Below are 15,905 nucleotides of genomic sequence, written 5' to 3'. Positions count from 1 at the left end.
AGGCGAGCGCCATGATCATCGCCGCCTCGACCGACTACCGCGCCGCCGCCCAGCGGCGGCTGCCGCCGTTCCTGTTCCACTACATCGACGGCGGCGCGTACGCAGAACAGACCCTGCGTCGCAACGTCGCCGACCTGGAGGGCATCGCCCTGCGCCAGCGGGTGCTGCGCGATGTCGCCGACCTGGACCTGTCGACCGAACTGTTCGGCGAGCGCCTGGCCTTCCCCGCGGCGCTCGCGCCGGTCGGGCTGAGCGGCATGTATGCGCGCCGCGGCGAGGTCCAGGCGGCCCGCGCGGCGGCTTCGCGCGGCATCCCGTTCACGCTGTCGACGGTGTCGGTCTGCGCGATCGAGGAAGTCGCACCCGCGATCGACCGGCCGATGTGGTTCCAGTTGTACGTGCTGCGCGACCGCGGCTTCATGCGCGCCGCGCTCGAACGCGCACAGGCCGCCGGCTGCAGCACGCTGGTGTTCACGGTCGACATGCCCACGCCCGGCGCGCGCTACCGCGACGCGCACTCGGGTATGAGCGGCCCCAACGCCGCGCTGCGCCGCCTGTGGCAGGCAGCCACGCATCCGCGCTGGGCCTGGGACGTGGGTCTGCGCGGGCGCCCGCACGATCTGGGCAACATCTCCGCCTACCGCGGCGCTGTGACCGGACTGGCCGACTACATCGGCTGGCTGGGCGCGAACTTCGACCCGTCGATTGCGTGGAAGGATCTGGAATGGATCCGCGCATTCTGGCGCGGACCGATGGTCATCAAAGGCATCCTCGACCCGGACGATGCCCGCGATGCGGTGCGCTTCGGCGCCGACGGCATCGTCGTCTCCAACCACGGCGGGCGTCAGCTCGACGGCGTATTGTCGACCGCGCATGCGCTGCCCGCGATCGCAGACGCCGTCGGCGGGTCGCTGAAGATCCTCGCCGATTCGGGCGTGCGCAGCGGGCTGGACATCGTGCGGATGCTGGCGCTGGGCGCCGATGCGGTGCTGCTGGGCCGTGCGTTCGTCTATGCGCTGGCCGCGGCCGGCCAGGCGGGGGTGGCACACCTGCTCGACCTGCTGCAACAGGAAATGCGCGTGGCGATGACGCTGACCGGCGCGCGCACCGTCGCCGACATCGGCGGCGATACCCTGGTTGCGCCACCGCGATGACACCGGGGCTGGTCGAGCGGCTACGCGGTATCGTCGGCCGCCGTCATGTGCTGACCGGCATGCGTGCGACACGGCGCTACCGCAAGGGGTATCGCTCCGGCGACGGGCCGGTGCTCGCGGTCGTCCGTCCGGGCAGTCTGGTGGCGCTGTGGCAGGTGCTGCAGGCGGTGCTCGACGCTGGCGCGATCGTGCTGATGCAGGCGGCCAACACCGGCCTGACCGGTGGGTCGACGCCTGACGGCAACGGTTATGACCGCGGCATCGTACTGGTCAGCACGCGGCGGCTGCTGGGCATCCAGTTGCTCGACGGCGGCCGGCAAGTGGTGTGCCTGCCGGGGGCAACGCTCGACCGGCTGGAAAAAGCCCTCGCGCCGTTGGATCGCGAGCCGCATTCGGTGATCGGTGCGTCGTGCATCGGCGCCTCAGTGCTCGGCGGCGTGTGCAACAACTCCGGCGGCGCGCTGGTGCGCCGCGGTCCGGCCTACACCGAGCTGGCGCTGTTTGCGCAGCGCGACGCCGACGGTACGCTGCGGTTGGTGAACCACCTGGGCATCGAACTGGGCGACGACCCCGAGATGATGCTCGCGCGATTGGAGGCCGGCGACTACCGCACCCGCGATGTCCGCGACCCGCCCGATCGCGTCGCCTCGGACCGCCGCTACGCGCAGGACGTGCGCGACGTCGATGCGCCCACGCCGGCACGCTACAACGCCGACCCCTCGCGACTGCACGAGGCCTCCGGTTCGGCAGGCCGGCTGGCGGTGTTCGCGGTGCGGCTCGACACCTTCCCGCGCGCGCCGGCGACCGTGCTCTACATCGGCAGCAACGAGCCCGACGACCTCACCGCGATCCGCCGTCACCTGTTGCGCGCATCCGACGACTTGCCGATCGCCGGCGAGTACGTGCACCGCGACGCGTTCGACATCGGCGCTCAGTACGGCAAGGACGTGTTCCTGCTGATCGACCGCTTCGGCACCGACAAGGTCCCGGCAGCGTTCGCGCTCAAGAGCCGGATCGACGGCGTGCTTGAGCGTATCGGCCTGCGCGGCGCGAGCGACCGGGCGCTGCAGGCGCTCGTCTCGCTGTTACCCGACCACCTGCCGCGCCGGTTGCGCGACTTCCGCGAGCGCTATGCGCACCATCTGTTGCTCAAGGTCGGCACCCCGCAGGCGGCCGCGACCGGGGCGTTTCTGGATCGCCATTTCGCCGCAGCCACATCGGGCAGCTGGTTCCGCTGCACCGCCGACGAGGGCCGCAAGGCCTTCCTGCATCGCTTCGCCATCGCCGGCGCGGCGGTCCGCTACCGCGAGGTGCACCGGCGCCAGGTCGCCGACATCGTCGCGCTCGACATCGCGCTGCGCCGCAACGATCGCGACTGGGTCGAGACGTTGCCGCCGTCGATCGCATCCGCGCTCGCCGGCAGGCTGTGCCACGGACACTTCCTGTGCCACGTCTTTCACCAGGACTACATCGTCAAGGCCGGCCACGACCCTCTGGCGATCGAGCATGCGATGTGGGCCCTGCTCGACGCACGTGGCGCCGAGTACCCGGCCGAGCACAATGTCGGCCATCTCTACACCGCCAAGCCGGCGCTGGCCGCGTTCTATCGCGCGCTCGACCCGACCAACAGCTTCAACCCAGGCATCGGCCACACCCCAAAAGGTGCGCACTAGCGCGACGGCGACTGTCCGCGATGATCGCGCGCGCTTATCGGCCCGCCATCGCACAGTGTCCAGCGCCTGCCGAGTGCCGCGACCACCCAGCGGAATCGGGCCGCGACTGGGCGCGGTACCCGGCAGGCGCCCACGACGGACGACCGGCTCCTGGCTGGCACGTCCCTGCCCATCCAAAGTGGAACGCCCGTTCCCGCATCTGGGTGAAGAACCACAAGAAAGCCCCGCTCACGCGGGGCTTTCTTGTGGCTGCGCGCGCGGTCAGGCGACCGGCGCCACACCCGAGGCCTGCGCCCCCTTCGGTCCCTGCGTCACCTCGTAGCTCACCCGCTGCCCCTCCTGCAGCGAGCGGAAACCACTCGAGTTGATCGCCGAGAAATGGACGAATACGTCCGCACTGCCGTCCTCGGGCGCAATGAACCCGAATCCCTTCGCATCGTTGAACCACTTCACTGTGCCGTATTGCATGAACGTCTGACCTCGTCTGGATACGTGATACCGGCCCGCCTGCAAGGAGCGACCGGCGGCCCGAGTATGCAAAGCAAGCTACCGCCGTGGCAATCAGGCCGCGAGCAGCGCCCGCAGCAGGGCCGGAATGCCGGACGACGCCGCGGTGACGTTGGCGAGCACGTCCTCGAAGGTGATGACCTCATCGACCTGGGGGCCGGCCCCGGCCGCCCAGTTGGCGACGATGGCCAGGCACGCGTAATCCAGACCGAGCTCCCGTGCCAGGCCCGCCTCGGGCATGCCGGTCATGCCGACCAGGTCGCAGCCATCGCGGCGCATGCGCGCGATCTCGGCCCGGGTCTCCAGTCGCGGGCCCTGGGTCGCGCCATAGCAGCCGCCGTCGACCAGCGCCACGCCGGCGCGCCCGGCCGCATCGACGACCGCCCGCCGCAGCGCAGGCGTATAGGGATCGCCGAAATCGACGTGCAGCACCTCGCTGCCCTCCTCCTCGCAGTACGTCGACACCCGGCCCCAGGTGTAGTCGATCAACTGATCGGGGCAGGCCAGTACGCACGGGCCGAAACGGTCGGTGATGCCGCCCACGGTGTTGAGCGCGAGCACCCGCGAGGCGCCGAGCGCCTGCAGCGCGGCGAGATTGGCGCGGTAGTTGATCCGGTGCGGCGGCAGCGAATGGCCCTCGCCGTGGCGCGCCAGGAATGCCACGCGGCGGCCGTCGAGCGTGCCGATCCGCACAGGGCCCGACAGGCCGCCATAGCGCGTCACCGGCTGGTGCGCCTCGACATCCTGCAGCTCGGCCAGTGCGTACAGCCCGGTACCGCCGATCACGGCCAGGTCGATGGATGCGGTCATCGCGAAGTCTCGTCAGGCGCCGGGCGACGCGGGACCGGGATGATAGCGCCTGGCCGCCGTCGTCCCGCTACCGCACAGGCGTGCGGACCCGGCCGCGCCGGTCCGACGTGTTCAGTCGGCCAGCGCGTAGATCCCCGGCAGGTTGCGTCCCTGCTCGTGGAAATCCATGCCGTAGCCGAACACGTAGCGGTCGGGCACCTCGACGCCCACGTAGTCGGCTTCCACGCCCTCGACGCAGCGGTCGTGCACCTTGACCGCGAGCACCGCGACCCGGACCTCGCTCGCGCCCTGGTCCTCGCACCAGTGCCGCACGGCCTTGAGCGTGTGGCCTTCGTCGAGAATGTCGTCGACCAGCAGCACGCGCCGGCCCTGCAGCGGTGTGGCCGGACGGTGCAGCCAGGCCAGGCCCGAGCCGGTGGTCGCGCCGCGGTAGCGGGTGGCGTGCAGATAGTCGAACTGCAGGTCCAGTTCGCGCTCGCCCAGCGCGAACGCCAGTTGCGCGGCAAATGGCATGCCGCCGTGCATCACCGTGATGAACAGCGGCGGCACCTCGTCGTCGCCGTAGTCGTCGGCGATGCCGTCGGCCATCGCCTCGATCGCCTCGTCGAGCACATCGCGATCAAACAGCAGGTCCGCGCTATCGAGCACGTCGTCGAGCCGGGGGATGTTCATGCGATGTCTCCGTTGCGCGTGGCGGTCGCGGCGAATGCGCCGTCCCAACCGAGGGGGCCGCGACCGATCAGGCCGGTCAACGCCATGGTGTTGAGGGCGCGGCCTTCGACGGCGGCGAGCGATTCGGCGACGAGTTCGGGATGACAGACCAGCACCACGTCGCAGCCGGCATCGAGGTGCGCATCGACGCGCGCCTTGATGCCGCCGGCCGAGAATGCGGCGGCCATGCCGATGTCGTCGGAGAACACGACGCCGCGAAAGCCCAGCTCACCGCGCAGGATGGTCTCGATCCAGCGCGGCGAGTACCCCGCCGGCTCCGGCGCGACCTGCGGATAGGTCACGTGCGCGAGCATCACGGCATCGGCACCGGCGTCGATGCCGGCGACGAACGGCACCAGGTCGTGCGCGCGGATCTCCTCGAGGCTGCGGCGATCCACCGCCTGATCGAAATGCGTGTCCTCGCGGACCGAGCCGTGGCCGGGGAAATGCTTGAGCGTGGCCGCCATGCCCGCCTCGTGCATCCCTTCGACGTAGGCGCGCGTGAGCGCAGCGACGATCTGCGGATCGTCCGAGAACGCCCGGTCGCCAATCGCGAGGTTGCCGTGGCCGACATCGACCACCGGCGCGAAACTCAAGTCGACGCCGCTGCCGTGCACCTCCTCGGCCATGCGTCGCGCATGCGCGCGCGCCTGGGCGAGCGCCGCATCGGGATCGCTCAAGTACTGCACGCCGAAGCCGGCCAGCGGCGGCAGCGCCGTGTAGCCGTCCACGAAGCGCTGTACGCGGCCGCCTTCCTGGTCGACGCAGACCAACTGCGGGCGCGGCGCGGCCTCGCGGATCGCGGCGGCCAGTTCGGCGATCTGCGCGCGCGAGGCGACGTTACGCTTGAACAGGATCACACCGGCGCAGGCATCGTGCTGCAGCCAGTCGCGCTCCTGCGCGGTGAGTTCGGTGCCGGCCACGCCGATCACGAGCATTGCGGACATCTCCATCGAGCGCGCCGGGCGGCGCAGACGGGCATTGTCGCAGATGCACGCATCGCGCCGAGCGTGCGCAGCCCGGTGTTCAGGCGCAGCCGTCCGGGCCGCAAGCGGCACCGGTTGCCGACGCAGGTGCTGCGGCGGCCAGCGCCTGGCGCAAGGTCTGGGCCAGTTGCTCGGGCGGCTGCGCGCCCTGCACCGCCAGCCGCCCGTCGATGATGAAGGTCGGCACGGCGCGGATACCGATCGCCTGCGCCTGCGCAATCTGCGCCTGCACCTCCGCCTCGCCTTCATCGCTGGCCAGCAGCGCCCGCACGCGCGCCGCGTCGAGCCCACCCGCTGCGCCCGCCTCCACCAGCACCTCGACATCGGCCAGATTGCGGCCTTGCGCGAAGTGCGCATGGAACAGCGCCTCGCCAACCGCGTCGGCGTCGCCCTCACGCGCAGCCAGCGCCAGCAGCCGGTGCGCCGGCAACGTGGTCACGCGGACCTGGCCGCGGTCGAAGTCGAACGGCAGGCCCTCGGCGCGGGCAGTGGCCTGGGTCTGCGCCAGCAGCTGCGCGGTGCGCTCGGCGCCGCCGAACTTGCGGGCATAGGCCTCGCGCAGCGGCACCGGCGTGGCATCCGCGTCGGGGTCGAGCAGAAAGGGATGCCAATGGATGTCGATCGCCGGCGCATCCTCGCCCAGCAGCGCGATGGCGCGCTGCAATCGGCGCTTGCCGATCCAGCACCAGGGACAGACCACGTCGGACCAGATGTCGATTCTCATGTGTGCATCATGCGCCGGTTGCTGGCGCTGCGCTCGCCTCAGCCCCGTTCCGCAGCGTCCCAGCGGGAGAACGGATACGCGGCGAGTGCCAGGTTGTAGTAGCGCTTGTGGTCGGTGACCTCCTCGCCCAGCCAGCCGGGGCGCGCGAAGGCCTCGTCGGCGTGGTCCAGCTCGATCTCGGCCACGACCAGCCCGGCGTTATCGCCGAGAAACTCATCGACCTCCCACAGATGGTCGCCGTGGTGCACCAGATGCCGGCGTTTTTCGACCCGGCCGCCGACGCACAGCGTCAGCAGCGCGTGCGCATCGGCGATCGGCAGCGGCAACTCGAACTCCTGCCGGGTATGGCCGAGCGCGCGCGACTTGATGTTCACGAACGCCGCTTCGCCCTCGATGCGCACGCGCACCGAGGCCTTCTGCGCGCCGCTGTCGAGCGCAGCCATGTCGTTGAGATAGCCCTGCGCCATCGGCACCACCGCATGCGCCGCATCGCGCCACGCCTCGGACGTCAGCAGGAACTTGCGTTCGATCTCGATCGCCATGGCGCTACTTCTTCCTCTCGAACACCGCGATCGACTCCACGTGCGCGGTCTGCGGGAACATGTCCATCACGCCGGCGTCGACCAGCCGCCAGCCGCGCTCGTTCACCAAGTAGCCGGCATCGCGCGCCAGCGACGCGGGGTGGCAGCTGACGTAGACGATGCGGGCGAACCGTTCGAGTGGCAGTTGGCGCAACACATCGATCGCGCCCGAGCGCGGCGGGTCGAGCAGCAGTTTGTCGAAGCCCTGGCGCATCCAGGGCGCACCGCGCTGGTCCTGGGTCAGGTCGGCGGCATGGAACTGCGCATTGTCCAGGCCGTTGTGCGCGGCATTCTCCCGCGCACGCGCGACCAGCCCGGCCTCGCCCTCCACACCGACAACCTCGCGCACGCGGCGCGCCAGCGGCAGCGTGAAGTTGCCCAGGCCGCAGAACAGGTCGAGCACGCGGTCGTCGGGCTGCACGTCGAGCAGGTCGAGCGTGCGCGCGATCATCGTGCCGTTGAGGCCGGCGTTGACCTGAATGAAATCCAGCGGCCGGAACTTCAGCTCCACATCCCAGGCCTCGAGCCGGAACGACAGCGCCGGCGCCTGCGGCCACAGCGGGTGCACGCTGTCGTTGCCGCCCGGCTGCAGGAAGATCGCCATCCGCTGCTGCTGGCCGAACGTGGTCAGCGCCGCGAGATCGCGCTCGCCCAACGGCTGCAGGTGCCGGAACACCAGCGCCACGCCGTCGAACTCGGGGGTCGGGTCGCCGGCAATGAACTCGATCTGCGGAATATCGGCGCGGGCGTCCAGGCCATCGACCAGCGCGCACAGCGCCGGGATCGCCGCGCCGATCGGCGGGATCACCGTGTGGCATTCGTGCAGGTCGGCGACGAAGCGTGGATCGCGCTCGCGAAAGCCCACCAGCGTCTTGTCCTTCTTCTCCACGCGCCGCACCGAGAAGCGGCCCTTGCGGCGGTAGCCCCAGGCGCGGTCGACCAGCGGCGCCATCCAGCGCTGCGGCGTGACGTGACCGATGCGCTCGAAGTTCTCGCGCAGCACGCGCTGCTTGGCCTGGATCTGCTGGTCGGCATCCAGATGCTGCAACACGCAGCCACCGCAGACGCCGAAATGCGCACAGCGTGGTGCGACCCGGTGCTCGGACGCACGCAGCACCTCGAGCGTCACCGCCTCGTCGAAGCTGCGCGAGCGGGCGGTGCGCTGGGCGACGACCTGCTCGCCCGGCAGCGCCCCGGCGACGAACACGGCCTTGCCGTCGGGCAACCGCGCGACGCCGCGGCCATCGTGGGTCAGGTCGAGGATGTCGACCTGGAAGGGAGTCTGATCGAGGCGTTTGCGGGCCACGTGGCGAAGGCTGCGGGCGGAAAGGCCGCGTATTGTCGCAGAACCTAACGCGACATCGGACCGGGTGCCCGCGTCAAGCACGTCATGGGCAAGCCCGCGCCGCCTCCGGGAAAGCTGCGGTAAACCGGGGTCAGAGTGCAATTTCGCTTCACGAAATTGCACTCTGACCCCGGTTTTGATCGAGAATCGCGCGTTCGAAGAAGCCGCGAACTTCGAGCCGCAGCGCGTTGTGGCGGCTGGGGGGTGCGGAGAGCGGGCCATGGATGGCCCGCGGCGGCGAGTCGGCCATGGGTGAGTGTGGGCTGCTCGCGCGGCATGTCGCGCAGCCTGCACGAACGCACGGCGTGCTTCGCCGGGCCGGACCGCGGAGCGGGCTGCCGAGCCGAGTAGCACTCCCCGGCCGGCGCGATGCCCGTTCCAGCGGGCGACCTCGACTCCACCCGAAGTCGGGTTGCTGACGTCCGCAGCAGCGGACTGGCGGTCGGTGGCCGCGTCGAGCGCGCCATGGGTGAGCCCGCTCTGCCTGCGCGGCATGCCGCGCGAGCGGGCAAACGCCCGGCGCGCTGCGCCGGGCAGGACCGATCCGCGAAGCGGAGCGGGCGCGCGCCCGAGTCAGGCAGGGTGAGCATGGATGGCGTGCGCGGCACTGCCGCGCATCCATGCGAACGCCACGCGTGCTTCGCGTGGCCGGACCGCGAAGCGGCCCTGCCGAGGGAAAAGCGGCTTCCGGCCGGCAGGCCGCTGCCCATCCGAAGTGAAGCCCATTCCCGTACTCGACAAAGACCCTACTTCTGCGTCCAGCTCCCGCCCTGCTGATACCACCAGCCCGGACGCGCGCTCTGGATCCACTGGCGCGCGAACACATCGCGGATCTGCGACTCCCATTCGGGATGACCATTGGCGACCGCGATCTCGCGGTACACCGCCTGGCGGTCGCGGTTGTCGTCGGCGACCGCGGTGTTGACCGCGACCCGGTCCTTGATCGGCAACTGCGAGGCATCGCGGACCACGATCAGGCCATTGCTGCCGAAGCCGAGCGCGCCCGAATCGAAGTGCGGCCGCAGCGTGCCGTTGAAACGCTGCTCCATGCGCGACTGGATTGCCTGGATCGCCGGCGTGCGGATCGTGACGTCCGGGGTCTGGGCCTGGGCGGTACCGATGCCCAGCAGCATCCAAGGATCGAAGCGCATGCCGCGCTGGGCCATGCCGCCACCGGGCGTCGTCGACGGCGCAGGCGGCTGTGCGGCCGGCGTGTCGCCGATCACGTTCTCGACGAACTCGCGCGCCGCTTCCTTGGCCTCGGCGGCGGGAAAATAGACGTTGATCGTCACGCATGCGGTAAGTGCGAGCGCGGCCACGGCCGGCAGTCCCATCCAACGCGCCATCGGGTGTTCTCCTGTATCGATACGGGGCGTGGCGCTCAGTCGATGACCGGGGCCACATCGCCGCCAGCGGCGGCAGCCAGACGCTCGACCAGCGTCGGCCAGTCGACGTCGCGGTTGTAGCCGACGACGTCCAGCCGCGGCAGGCCCGCGCCGTCGACGATAGTAAAGGCGTTGCCCGCTGAATGCAGACCCCCCATTCGGCACACCTGGTTGCGCAGCCGGCAGGAGATGCCGATGCCGCGATAGCCGAAGTCGTCGAACAGCGCGATCGCCCTGCCCTGCAGGCTGGTGACGAACGACGCATCGCCGACACTGGAGATGTCCTGCACCGCGCGCTGGCTGATGCGCTGGCGCACGCCAGGCGTGCGTTCGGTATGCAGTTCGGCATCGAACGCGGTCGCGCCCCAATCGACCAGGCGCAACCCATCGATCCGTCCGTGCAGCCGCCCCTCGATGCTGCCGAAGCCGAACACGCCGGTCAGCGCCTGCAGGTCCAGCCCCTGCAGCGCCAGGTCGCTGGTGACCGTCGGCGCGACGCCGAACGGGCGCTCGATCGACAGCGACGACACATCGACGCGTCCGTCGAAGAGCTGCATCGCCAATCCGCCGTCGAAGTCGATCCGGTTGTCCGCATAGCGCACTGTCGGAATGCGACCGCTCAGGCGGCCTTCGAACGCGGGCCAGGCCAGCGCCTGCGCCAGTCGACCGATATCCAGACCGTCGAGCCGCAGCGCGGTACGCATCCGCAGGCCGTCGCCATCGCTCTGCGCATGCCCTGGCAATTGCAGCGCCAACGCGTCGAACCCGACCTCGCCGCCGAGGAACGACAGCGCGACCGGCTCGCGCAGCCGCATACGGCCCGCCGCGCTTTCCAGGCTCCAGGCCGCTGCATCGAACGGCATGCCGTACAGCGCCCCACCCCGCCAGGCGAACGTACTGTGCACGGGCGCGGTGGCGGAGTAGCGGAGCGCGCCGTCCATGCGGTCGAAGCGGAACCGCGCCTGCGCATCGCCGACATCCAGGCCGCGCAGGCGCAGGTCCGCCGTCCGCAGGACGCCCCCCGCCACCTCCAACGACGCCTCGAACCCGCCCTGCAGCGACAGCCCCGACAGGCCGGCCGGGCCGAGCCAGCCGGAGAGGTAGCGTGCCGGCAGCGCATGGGCGTCCCGGCTCGTCGCATCGAGCGACAAGGCCTGCAACGTGCCATCGGCCGACAGTGCCGCAGTGCCGCCGAGTTGCAACGCATCGCTGTCGCGCCAGGCCAGGCGCGGCAGTGCCCAGCCGCCATCGGCGCTGCGCTGGAGGTCGAGCCCGATCCCGATCGGCGCAGCAGGCAAGGCCAGATACGCCGCACCGAACAGCCATTCCCCGCCGTGCAGCGTGCCGTCCAGCCGCAGCGTGGGGCCGGCATCGGGCAGACGCAGGTCGAGCCGCAGATCGGCGGCGACCCCCTCGGTCGCGATCGCGCCGTCCGCAGTCTCAAGCGCAAGGTCGTGCACGGCCAGGGGACCGGCGACGCGCAACGGCTGCGCGTCCGGCGCGTCGATCTGCAGTGCGCCGTCCAGCCGTCCCTTGCGCAATTGCGCGGCCTCCCAAGCGGTGCGCACCAGCGCCTGCGCCCAGGCCGCCGGGACGCGCTTGAGGTCGATCGTCGTGCGCTCGGGCGTGGCCGCCCGGCGCGTCAGCGTCAGCGTGCCCCCCTCGCCCGACAGGCGGGCATCGAGGTCCTGCGCATCGAGTTCGAGCGCCAGCCGCAGCACCGACCCCGAGCCGTCGCGGACCGGACCATCGCAGCGCCAGCGCACCCGCCCCTCGTTCACGATCCGTTGCAGCGGGCACTGCCAATCGACATCGCGCAGCCGCCACCCCAATGCCCCGGCGTCGACGTCCGCAGCGCGCAGCCGGAGCCGGCCATCGGGCGCATCGGCCGGCCAGTCGAGCGCCAGCCGGACCTGCGTCATCGCCGCGACCGGGGTGTCGACATGCGCGATTCGCGCCGCCATCGTCCGCGCCTGCGCGACCGGCACACAGGCCAGCAACAGCGGTAGGATCGGCAGCAGGCGGCGAGGCATCGCCGCAGGATACCTTCATCGCATGGAGCGACCGATGCCCAGATTGCTGCTGGTCGAAGACGACCCCACGAGCCGCAGTTTCCTGCTCGCCGCAGCGGCGGCGTTGCCGGCCGAGGTGGACGTGGCCGGCACGGTCGCCGATGCCCTGGCACTGGCCGCCGACGACACCCACGATGCCTGGCTCATCGACGCCAACCTGCCCGACGGCAGCGGCATCGAGCTGCTCGCCCGCCTGCGCGCCCAGGGGCTGGACACGCCGGCCCTGGCGCACACCGCCGAGCGCGAACGCGAATCGCTCGATGCCCTGCGCGCGGCCGGCTTCCTGCTCGCGCTGAGCAAGCCGGTGACGGCCGCCAACTGGCGCGCCGCGATCCGCACCCTGGTGGCAGCGCCGGTCGTCGCCCCGCCGCCACCGCCGCGACCGACCCCGGCCGACGACGACCTCGAACCCAGCGCCTCCGCACGTCCCCCCGTCTGGAACACCCGGGCCGCGCTGGCCGCGGTCGGCGGCAACGTCGGCAACGCCGATGCGTTGCGCGGGCTGTTCATCGGCGAACTGCCGCAGGCCCGCGATGGGATCGTGCTGGCGGCACGACGCGGCGATGCCGCGGTCATGCGCAGCCTGCTGCACAAGCTGCGGGCTGGCTGCGGGTTCGTCGGCGCCGACCGCCTGTGCGCAGCCGCCGCCAGCCTGCACGCCGCCCCGGAGTCGGAGCCGGCGCTGCATCGGTTTCTCGCCGCCATCGACGCGACGCTCGCGGCGGCGTGAGCGCGCGGGCGGCTAACGGTCGCCCGGCGTTCCGCGCCGCGCGAACTGGGACGCAAGTTCCCAGGACTTGAGGCCCCGCGGCCCCAGGTGATGCGCCAGGACCGCGCGCAGTGCGCGCCGCAGATTGGCGAGGTCCGCGCTGTCGGGCGCCGCACCATCGGCGGCCAGCGCGAGCAATGCGCGCCCGGTCGCCGCCGCGCTGCGCGAGGCCGCGCCGCCGTCGAGATGCAGACGGCGCGGGCCATGCTCGGGATCGAGCAGGTAGCGCGCCGCGGGGTCGATCGCCCGGCCATCGCCATCGGTATCGAGCGGCAGACCCACGCCAAGCGCATCGAGCAAGTCGCGTTCGAACCGGCGCAGGCTCCAGGCCAACTCGCCCGGCAACGCCAGACGCCCACGCACGCGCGCATAGGCCTCGTACAACTCGGGCAGCGGATCCTGGCGCGGCGCCAACCGCAACACCAGCTCGTTGAGGTAGAAGCCGGCAAGCATCGCATCGCCGAGCAGCCGGGGCGCCGCGTCGAGCGCCTCGGCGCTGCGCAACTGCGCCAGCTCCCCGCGCAGTTGCGCGTCCAGCCGCACATGTTGCAGCGGTTGCAGCGCCGCGCGCAGTACGTGCTTCTTCGGGCCCTGGACGCCACGCGCCACCAGGCCCAGGCGTCCGTATTCGCGGCTCAGGACCTCGACCAGCAGGCTCGTCTCCCGCCATGGTCGGGCATGCAGGACGAACGCGGGCTCGTTGTCGATGCGCACAGGCGCCGGGCGCCGCGCTCAGCCCGCGCCGATGCGGGCGAAGAACGCCTCGCCGGTCAGCCGCTCGTCCGGATCGGCCAGGCTGTACCAATCGGGCTTGGCGTCGATGAAGATCTCGAGCGCGAAATGCGCATCGGGGATCGCATCGAACAGCCCCGCGGCGACGTAATGGTGGCCGTCGCCGGTGGTCGCGAAGAACAGGCTGCTGCCACAGGTCGCACAGAACGCGCGTTCGGCCCAGTCGGAGGATGCGAACCTGCGCACCAGCGACGCACCGGCCTCGATCCGCAACGACGTGGCGACCGGCAGCAGCATCGCCGGGCTGCCATGGAAACGGCGACAGGCCCCACAGTGGCAGGCATGCACCTCGTGCGTCCCGGCAGGCACACTCAGCACCACCCCGCCGCACAGACACCGGCCTTGCAGCCGCGCCGCCTCGTCCTGATCGTGCACGGCCACAGCCTCGGTCATTCGCCGTAGCCCAGCGCCTTCAGCGCGGCCTCGTCGTCGGACCAGCCCTGGCGCACCCGCACCCAGGTCTCCAGGAACACCTTGGCGTCGAACAGCCGCTCCATCTGCAGGCGCGCCTTGGTGCTGATGTCCTTGAGCCGCGCGCCGCCCTTGCCGATGACGATCGCCTTCTGGCCGTCGCGCTCGACCCAGATCACCGCGCCGATGCGCAGCATCGCGCCGTCGACCGTGAAGCTCTCGATCTCGACCGTCGTGGCATACGGCAGTTCGGCACCAAGCTGGCGCATCAGTTGCTCGCGCACGAGTTCACCGGCCAGGAAGCGCTGGCTCTTGTCGGTGATTTCGTCCTCGCCATACAGCGGCGGCTGCTCGGGCAGCAACGGCAGCACGGTCGACACCAGTTGCTGCAGGCCATTGCGCTTGAGCGCCGACAGCGGCACCACGCCGGCGAATTCGCGTCCGTCTGCGACCTGCTGCAAGTACGGCAGCAACGCGGTCTTGTCCTTCATCCGGTCGATCTGGTTGACCACCAGCACCACCGGTACGCCGGCACCGCGCAGCGCATCGAACGCCAGCGTGTCCTCCTCCTCCCAGCGGCCGGCCACCACGACCAGCAGGGCGACATCCACGCCTTCGAGCGCACCGCGCGCGGCGCGATTCATGACCCGGTTCATCGCGCGCTTCTGCTCGCGATGGATGCCCGGGGTGTCGACCAGCAACAGCTGGCCTTCGGGCAGGGTCGCGATGCCCAGCAGACGGTGCCGGGTGGTCTGGGGCCGGTTGGAGACGATGCTGACCTTGGCGCCCACGAGCGCGTTGACCAGGGTGGACTTGCCGACATTGGGTCGACCGATGACGGCAACGAAGCCGGCGCGATGGGACGCGGAATGGGGATCTGTCATGCCGGCATTCTACGGAAAAACCCGCATCGCTCGGCGGCGGCGGGCCGCCGCGCTCAGGCACGGGCGTCGAGCAGCGCGACCACGCCCTCGGCGGCCTGCTGTTCGGCCGCTCGGCGGGAACTGCCTTGCCCCTCGGCGGCGATGTCGGCATCGCCCAGCACGCAGCGCACGATGAAGGTCCGTGCGTGCTCCTCGCCCGTCTCGGCCAGCAGTTCGTAGACCGGCAACGCGCGCTGCCGCGCCTGCAGCCATTCCTGCAGCCGGGTCTTGGCATCCTTGGCGATCCGGCCGCTGGCCAGGGCGGCCAGCGCGCGCTCGAACAGCGGCAGCACCACCGCGCGGCAGGTGTCCAGGCCGGCATCGAGGTAGACGGCCGCGATCACCGCCTCGAGCGCGTCGGACAGGATCGAGTCGCGACGATGGCCACCGGACTTCATCTCGCCCGGGCCCAGTACCAGACGCGATCCCAGATCGAGTTCGCGCGCGACCGCGGCGAGCGAGGACTCGCGCACCAGTTCGGCCCGTGCCCGCGTCAGCGTGCCTTCGTCGGCACTGGGGCAGCGCGCAAACAGCGCCTCGGCGATCAGCGCACCCAGCACCGCGTCGCCGAGGAACTCGAGCCGCTCGTTATGGGGCGCACCGGCGCTGCGATGGGTCAGCGCCTGCGCCAGCAACCCCGGATCGCGGAACACATGCCCTGCGAACCGGCCCTGCTGGCGGTCAACCGCGCCCGCCATCGCCTGCGAACGTCTGGGTGGCCTGGAAGCGGCCGACCACGTCGAGATTGCCGATCAATGCCTTGCGGGCCTCGTAGTTCACGTCCATGCGCAGGCCTTCAGGCACGCGGGTGATCGTGACGTCCTGGGGCTTGACGGTCTCCGCGTAGCTGATCTGCAGCCGACGGAAGAACAGTTCGCGAATCCGCGCGGTGTCGGCGCTGGCGATGCCCGGCTCGGCGGCCAGGCCCTTGAGCGCGGAGCGGACGCTGTAGTACTCCGAATACATCGGAAACAGCTTCATGCCTACGTAGGCGAAGAAGCCGACGAGCGCCAGCACAACGACGAAGCCCAGCAAGGTGATGCCGCGTTGCGTACGTTTCAT

The 15,905-nt window shown here is 70.8% G+C and carries 18 protein-coding genes; 3 read left to right on the top strand and 15 right to left on the bottom strand.

Annotated features, from left to right (window positions below):
* Positions 1-11 precede the first annotated feature (11 nt).
* The gene (lldD, locus tag ABE505_RS10395) at positions 12-1,154 is read left to right on the top strand and encodes an FMN-dependent L-lactate dehydrogenase LldD (RefSeq protein ID WP_346445816.1); all 1,143 of its coding nucleotides are present in this window, start codon (positions 12-14) and stop codon (positions 1,152-1,154) included.
* Positions 1,151-2,827 carry a D-lactate dehydrogenase gene (dld, locus tag ABE505_RS10390; protein ID WP_346445814.1) on the top strand — a complete coding sequence of 559 codons (1,677 nt, stop codon included), beginning with the start codon at positions 1,151-1,153 and terminating at the stop codon, positions 2,825-2,827. The genes lldD and dld overlap by 4 nt, the downstream gene beginning before the upstream one ends.
* 261 nt (positions 2,828-3,088) lie before the next feature.
* On the opposite strand, the gene ABE505_RS10385 is transcribed toward dld, so the two are convergent.
* The 10 genes from ABE505_RS10385 to ABE505_RS10340 all read right to left on the bottom strand — a co-directional run bounded on the left by ABE505_RS10385 (position 3,089) and on the right by ABE505_RS10340 (position 11,909).
* The gene (locus ABE505_RS10385; protein WP_241946029.1) at positions 3,089-3,295 is read right to left on the bottom strand and encodes a cold-shock protein; all 207 of its coding nucleotides are present in this window, start codon (positions 3,293-3,295) and stop codon (positions 3,089-3,091) included.
* A 93-nt stretch (positions 3,296-3,388) separates the two neighbouring features.
* Complete coding sequence (locus tag ABE505_RS10380) at positions 3,389-4,144, bottom strand: S-methyl-5'-thioinosine phosphorylase (protein WP_346445812.1); 756 nt, start codon at positions 4,142-4,144, stop codon at positions 3,389-3,391.
* 111 nt (positions 4,145-4,255) lie between these two features.
* Positions 4,256-4,816, bottom strand: coding sequence for a hypoxanthine-guanine phosphoribosyltransferase (locus tag ABE505_RS10375; protein ID WP_183426326.1), 561 nt, complete (start codon positions 4,814-4,816; stop codon positions 4,256-4,258).
* Positions 4,813-5,793 carry a beta-N-acetylhexosaminidase gene (gene nagZ, locus ABE505_RS10370; RefSeq protein ID WP_346445821.1) on the bottom strand — a complete coding sequence of 327 codons (981 nt, stop codon included), beginning with the start codon at positions 5,791-5,793 and terminating at the stop codon, positions 4,813-4,815. The genes ABE505_RS10375 and nagZ overlap by 4 nt, the downstream gene beginning before the upstream one ends.
* 88 nt (positions 5,794-5,881) lie before the next feature.
* Complete coding sequence (locus tag ABE505_RS10365; RefSeq protein WP_346445810.1) at positions 5,882-6,565, bottom strand: DsbA family oxidoreductase; 684 nt, start codon at positions 6,563-6,565, stop codon at positions 5,882-5,884.
* 38 nt (positions 6,566-6,603) lie between these two features.
* Complete coding sequence (locus tag ABE505_RS10360) at positions 6,604-7,107, bottom strand: CYTH domain-containing protein (RefSeq protein WP_346445809.1); 504 nt, start codon at positions 7,105-7,107, stop codon at positions 6,604-6,606.
* Between the two features lie 4 nt (positions 7,108-7,111).
* Positions 7,112-8,452, bottom strand: a complete 1,341-nt coding sequence (gene rlmD / locus ABE505_RS10355; protein ID WP_346445808.1) for a 23S rRNA (uracil(1939)-C(5))-methyltransferase RlmD — start codon at positions 8,450-8,452, stop codon at positions 7,112-7,114.
* Positions 8,453-8,600: 148 nt separating this feature from the next.
* Positions 8,601-8,741: a hypothetical protein gene (locus ABE505_RS10350; RefSeq protein ID WP_346458276.1), complete on the bottom strand. Its 141-nt coding sequence runs from the start codon at positions 8,739-8,741 to the stop codon at positions 8,601-8,603.
* 496 nt (positions 8,742-9,237) lie between these two features.
* Positions 9,238-9,837, bottom strand: a complete 600-nt coding sequence (locus tag ABE505_RS10345; protein ID WP_346444411.1) for a YdbL family protein — start codon at positions 9,835-9,837, stop codon at positions 9,238-9,240.
* 35 nt (positions 9,838-9,872) lie between these two features.
* Positions 9,873-11,909 carry a hypothetical protein gene (locus ABE505_RS10340; protein ID WP_346444410.1) on the bottom strand — a complete coding sequence of 679 codons (2,037 nt, stop codon included), beginning with the start codon at positions 11,907-11,909 and terminating at the stop codon, positions 9,873-9,875.
* A gap of 34 nt (positions 11,910-11,943) precedes the next feature.
* Between ABE505_RS10340 and ABE505_RS10335 the strand changes: the two genes are divergently transcribed.
* The gene (locus ABE505_RS10335; RefSeq protein ID WP_346444408.1) at positions 11,944-12,678 is read left to right on the top strand and encodes a response regulator; all 735 of its coding nucleotides are present in this window, start codon (positions 11,944-11,946) and stop codon (positions 12,676-12,678) included.
* Positions 12,679-12,690: 12 nt separating this feature from the next.
* Here ABE505_RS10335 and recO read toward each other — a convergent pair whose 3' ends face one another.
* The 5 genes from recO to ABE505_RS10310 are packed head-to-tail and all read right to left on the bottom strand — an operon-like array spanning position 12,691 to position 15,905.
* Positions 12,691-13,431 (bottom strand): DNA repair protein RecO, encoded by a 741-nt coding sequence (recO, locus tag ABE505_RS10330; RefSeq protein ID WP_346444406.1) that lies wholly within the window; start codon positions 13,429-13,431, stop codon positions 12,691-12,693.
* Positions 13,432-13,449: 18 nt separating this feature from the next.
* Entirely contained in the window at positions 13,450-13,902 is a 453-nt protein-coding gene (locus tag ABE505_RS10325) for a GFA family protein (protein ID WP_346444405.1), read from the bottom strand.
* Positions 13,899-14,804, bottom strand: coding sequence for a GTPase Era (gene era / locus ABE505_RS10320; protein WP_346444403.1), 906 nt, complete (start codon positions 14,802-14,804; stop codon positions 13,899-13,901). The genes ABE505_RS10325 and era overlap by 4 nt, the downstream gene beginning before the upstream one ends.
* A 53-nt stretch (positions 14,805-14,857) precedes the next feature.
* On the bottom strand, positions 14,858-15,541 hold the full coding sequence (gene rnc, locus ABE505_RS10315) for a ribonuclease III (RefSeq protein ID WP_346444402.1): 684 nt from the start codon (positions 15,539-15,541) through the stop codon (positions 14,858-14,860).
* Positions 15,525-15,905, bottom strand: coding sequence for a DUF4845 domain-containing protein (locus ABE505_RS10310; RefSeq protein WP_346444400.1), 381 nt, complete (start codon positions 15,903-15,905; stop codon positions 15,525-15,527). Before ABE505_RS10310 ends, rnc begins: the two co-directional genes overlap by 17 nt.

The organism is Luteimonas sp. TWI382, from assembly GCF_039674545.1.
Classification (GTDB): Bacteria; Pseudomonadota; Gammaproteobacteria; order Xanthomonadales; family Xanthomonadaceae; genus Luteimonas.
This window is presented reverse-complemented; position numbering and strand designations above follow the sequence as displayed.

Coding starts and splice junctions, on each gene's coding strand:
- lldD (WP_346445816.1), top strand. CDS start 12: ATGATCATCGCCGCCTCGACCGACTACCGCGCCGCCGCCCAGCGGCGG.
- dld (WP_346445814.1), top strand. CDS start 1,151: ATGACACCGGGGCTGGTCGAGCGGCTACGCGGTATCGTCGGCCGCCGT.
- ABE505_RS10385 (WP_241946029.1), bottom strand. CDS start 3,295: ATGCAATACGGCACAGTGAAGTGGTTCAACGATGCGAAGGGATTCGGG.
- ABE505_RS10380 (WP_346445812.1), bottom strand. CDS start 4,144: ATGACCGCATCCATCGACCTGGCCGTGATCGGCGGTACCGGGCTGTAC.
- ABE505_RS10375 (WP_183426326.1), bottom strand. CDS start 4,816: ATGAACATCCCCCGGCTCGACGACGTGCTCGATAGCGCGGACCTGCTG.
- nagZ (WP_346445821.1), bottom strand. CDS start 5,793: ATGCTCGTGATCGGCGTGGCCGGCACCGAACTCACCGCGCAGGAGCGC.
- ABE505_RS10365 (WP_346445810.1), bottom strand. CDS start 6,565: ATGAGAATCGACATCTGGTCCGACGTGGTCTGTCCCTGGTGCTGGATC.
- ABE505_RS10360 (WP_346445809.1), bottom strand. CDS start 7,107: ATGGCGATCGAGATCGAACGCAAGTTCCTGCTGACGTCCGAGGCGTGG.
- ABE505_RS10350 (WP_346458276.1), bottom strand. CDS start 8,741: ATGGCCGACTCGCCGCCGCGGGCCATCCATGGCCCGCTCTCCGCACCC.
- ABE505_RS10345 (WP_346444411.1), bottom strand. CDS start 9,837: ATGGCGCGTTGGATGGGACTGCCGGCCGTGGCCGCGCTCGCACTTACC.
- ABE505_RS10340 (WP_346444410.1), bottom strand. CDS start 11,909: ATGCCTCGCCGCCTGCTGCCGATCCTACCGCTGTTGCTGGCCTGTGTG.
- ABE505_RS10335 (WP_346444408.1), top strand. CDS start 11,944: ATGCCCAGATTGCTGCTGGTCGAAGACGACCCCACGAGCCGCAGTTTC.
- ABE505_RS10325 (WP_346444405.1), bottom strand. CDS start 13,902: ATGACCGAGGCTGTGGCCGTGCACGATCAGGACGAGGCGGCGCGGCTG.
- era (WP_346444403.1), bottom strand. CDS start 14,804: ATGACAGATCCCCATTCCGCGTCCCATCGCGCCGGCTTCGTTGCCGTC.
- rnc (WP_346444402.1), bottom strand. CDS start 15,541: ATGGCGGGCGCGGTTGACCGCCAGCAGGGCCGGTTCGCAGGGCATGTG.
- ABE505_RS10310 (WP_346444400.1), bottom strand. CDS start 15,905: ATGAAACGTACGCAACGCGGCATCACCTTGCTGGGCTTCGTCGTTGTG.